Source organism: Cupriavidus sp. 05T313 (assembly GCF_056396665.1).
In genome coordinates this window covers 1-3,718 of record NZ_JBFTLX010000413.1, presented here as the reverse complement: position 1 = coordinate 3,718, position 3,718 = coordinate 1, and the positions used below count along the sequence as shown (strand labels likewise).

General features: G+C 67.3%; 2 protein-coding genes. One reads left to right on the top strand and one right to left on the bottom strand.

Annotation, left to right across the window (positions count from 1 at the left end; translation table 11 throughout):
- On the bottom strand, window positions 1-555 hold a 555-nt coding region (gene pstS, locus AC1DKD_RS39975), incomplete at its 3' end, for a phosphate ABC transporter substrate-binding protein PstS (RefSeq protein ID WP_477144625.1).
- A gap of 755 nt (window positions 556-1,310) precedes the next feature.
- On the opposite strand from pstS, the gene AC1DKD_RS39970 reads away from it, so the two are divergent.
- Window positions 1,311-3,718: hydantoinase/oxoprolinase family protein (locus AC1DKD_RS39970; protein WP_477144624.1), on the top strand; the 2,408-nt coding region annotated here is incomplete at its 3' end.

Genomic DNA, 3,718 nt, shown 5'->3' with positions numbered 1-3,718 from the left:
CTTCCATTCGCCGCTGACCTTGGACAGATAGTCGGCCCAGTTGAACGTCGTTCCCGAACTGTCACTGCGATGCACGACCAGGATCTTTTGGTCGGGGAAGTGAATGCCGGGGTTGATTGCGCTGATGGCGGGGTCGTTCCAGTTGGCGATCTTGCCGAGGTAGATATCCGCCAGCAACTGGCCGGTAAAGCGAATCTGGCCCGCCGCGACGCCATCCAGGTTCACAATCGGCACCACGCCGCCGATCACCAGCGGAAACTGCGCCAGCCCGGCAGCGCGCAATTCATCCGGCTTGAGGGGCATGTCCGAGGCACCGAAGGTGACATTGGCTGCCTTGATCTGCCGGATGCCGTTGCCCGAACCCGTGGGCTGGTAGTTCACCTCCTGGCCTGTCTTGGTGTGATACGTGGCCGCCCATTTGACCAGCAAGGGGTAGACGAAGGTGGAACCTGCGCCGGTGATGTCGCCAGCGTGCGCAGCGAGTGCAAAGCCCGCGAGCGCGCATGCGAGGGTGGCTTGACGCCACGTGTTCCGAAAGAACAGGGATCCAGTCATATCGCAACCTCCATGCCGGCGGATCGGGAGTGGGTAACGAGTAACGGAGAACGGGGAATGCGCCGGTGCATGCTCCGCCGAGGAGGTCACTTGCTTATCCTAGCACCTGGTCCCGCGCGGCCGGCAAGGCGTTTTTTCGAATTCGCGCGGCGCTGTCACGAAAATGTCATGCACCGTGTTCGAATTCTTGCTGTTGTGCGCGCATTGGACGCATAGCGAAAAAATCGTGCAAAGGTGTTCGCGCATCGGATCAAACCTGATGCACCGGCAAGCTCGCGCGGCGCGCTCCCCGATCCATCTCGCCGCCGCCTGCACCACCTGCCGCATGAAACCGCATAAAGCCGCGATACGCCTAGGCTTCGCAAGGGCCGCCCAAGTTGTTGCGGGTCGGCCTCCGGCGTCTTGGCGAGCTGGTCCATCAGTCCCTGTACTTCGCTGAACGGGCCGCGCTTGCAGCCGTCCTGCATTGTGATGCACGACCAGCGCGGGCACCTTGACCTTGCCGCCGTCCGAGAGCCGGATGGCGATGGCGGCCACCGGCTGCGTACCGCGGCCGGTGCCGGCCAGCCAGACGGGCAGGCTGGCTTGGCTGCGCATTCCCTCCGATCTGCAGGGCGCGTCGGAAATCGCCGCCTGCCCGGCCCGCATCCGGTACCTAGGGAAATCCCCCGGTTCAAATGGTGCAAAACGTTGCCAATTTATCGACAAATCGTGGATATACTGCACGGGCATTTCCACTCGTACTGGCACACATCATGGCAAACGCAATCCTTCCCCGCTGGCAGTTCTGGATCGACCGTGGAGGTACCTTCACCGATGTGGTGGGGCGCCGTCCCGACGGTACCCTCGTCACGCACAAGCTGCTGTCGGAAAACCCGGAGCAGTACCGCGACGCGGCGGTGGCCGGCATCCGCCACCTGCTGGGCCTGGCGTCGGGCAAGCCGGTGACGGCGGACCTGGTCGAATGCGTGAAGATGGGCACCACGGTGGCCACCAATGCCTTGCTGGAACGCAAGGGCGAACCGACGCTGCTGATCACCACGCGCGGCTTCCGCGACGGGCTGCGCATCGCCTACCAGAACCGGCCGCGGCTGTTCGATCGCCATATCGTGCTGCCGGAACTGCTCTACAGCCGGGTGATCGAGGCCCAGGAGCGCATCGGCGCGCACGGCGATGTCGTCGAGCCGCTGGACCAGGACCACCTGCGCGAGCGGCTGTGGGCCGCCTACGATGCAGGGCTGCGCAGCGCGGCCATCGTCTTCATGCACGGCTACCGCTATGCCGCCCACGAGCAGGCCGCGGCGCGCCTGGCACGCGAGGTCGGCTTCACCCAGGTCAGCACCTCGCACGAGACCAGCCCGATGATGAAGTTCGTCAGCCGTGGCGATACCACCGTGGTCGATGCTTACCTGTCGCCGATCCTGCGCCGCTACGTGGACCAGGTGGCCGGCGAGATGCCAGGCGTGCGGCTGCTGTTCATGCAGTCCTCCGGCGGCCTGACCGATGCGCAGGCGTTCCAGGGCAAGGACGCCATCTTGTCCGGCCCGGCTGGCGGCATCGTCGGCATGGCGCGCACCGCGGGGCTGGCGGACCAGGCGCGCGTGATCGGCTTCGACATGGGCGGTACCTCGACCGATGTCAGCCACTACGCGGGAGAATTTGAGCGCGAGTTCGAGACGCAGGTGGCGGGCGTGCGCATGCGCGCGCCGATGATGAGCATCCATACCGTGGCGGCCGGCGGCGGTTCGCTCCTGACCTTCGACGGCGCGCGCTTTCGCGTGGGGCCGGAAAGCGCGGGGGCCAACCCCGGCCCGGCCAGCTATCGGCGCGGTGGGCCGCTGGCGGTCACCGATGCCAACGTGATGCTGGGCAAGATCCAGCCGGCCTGGTTCCCGCACGTGTTCGGCCACGGCGCCGACCAGCCGCTCGACGCGGAGGTGGTGCGCGAGCGTTTCGGCACGCTGGCGCGCGAGAGCGGCCGCCAGGCCGAGGAGGTGGCGCACGGCTTTATCCAGATCGCGGTGCAGCAGATGGCGAACGCCATCAAGAAGATCTCGGTGGCGCGCGGCTATGACGTGACGCGCTACACGCTGCAGTGCTTCGGCGGCGCGGGCGGCCAGCATGCCTGCCTGGTGGCCGATGCGCTGGGCATGACGCGCGTGTTCGTGCACCCGCTGGCGGGCGTGCTGTCGGCCTATGGCATGGGCCTGGCCGACCAGAACGTGATCCGCGAGCAGGCGGTGGAAACCCGCCTAGACGCGGCGGCGTTGCCCGCGATCGACGCGGCCCTGGGGCAACTGGCCGAGGCCGCGCAGACCGAGTTGCGGCGCCAGGCGGCGGGGGATGCACCGGTCGCGGTGCACCGGCGCGTGCACGTGCGCTACGAAGGCAGCGATGCGGCCCTGGTAGTGCCACACGGCGATCTGGACCAGATCGTGCGGGGTTTCGAGTCGGCTTACCGCCAGCGCTTCGCCTTCCTGATGCAGGGCAAGGGCCTGGTGGTGGAGGCGGTGTCGGTCGAGGCCGTGGTGCCGGGCGATGCGCCGGCCGAGCGCGCACACCCGCTGCATCCGGTGCGCGAGGTGCCACGGCGCGGCACCGTGCCGATGTTCACCGCGGGCACCGACGGCGCGCCGGCGTGGCAGGACGCCGCGCTGGTGGTGCGCGAGGACATGCGGCCGGGCGATGTACTGGCCGGCCCGGCCATCATCGCCGAGAAGAACGCCACCACCGTGGTCGAGCCCGGCTGGCAGGCCAGCCTGACGGCGCTGGACCACCTGATGCTCGAACGCACGATGGCGCGGCCGGCGCTGACCGCCGCCGGCACCACGGTGGACCCGGTGCTGCTGGAGGTGTTCAACAACCTCTTCATGAATATCGCCGAGCAGATGGGGCTGCAACTGCAGAACACCGCCTACTCGGTCAACATCAAGGAGCGGCTGGATTTCAGCTGCGCCCTGTTCGACGCCGCCGGCAACCTGATTGCGAATGCGCCGCATATGCCGGTGCACCTGGGTTCGATGGGCGAGAGCATCAAGGCGGTGATCGACGGCAACGCCGGGCGCATGCGCCCGGGCGATGTCTACGTGCTGAACGACCCCTACCACGGTGGCACGCACCTGCCCGACATCACCGTCATCACGCCGGTGTACGTGGGCGAAGG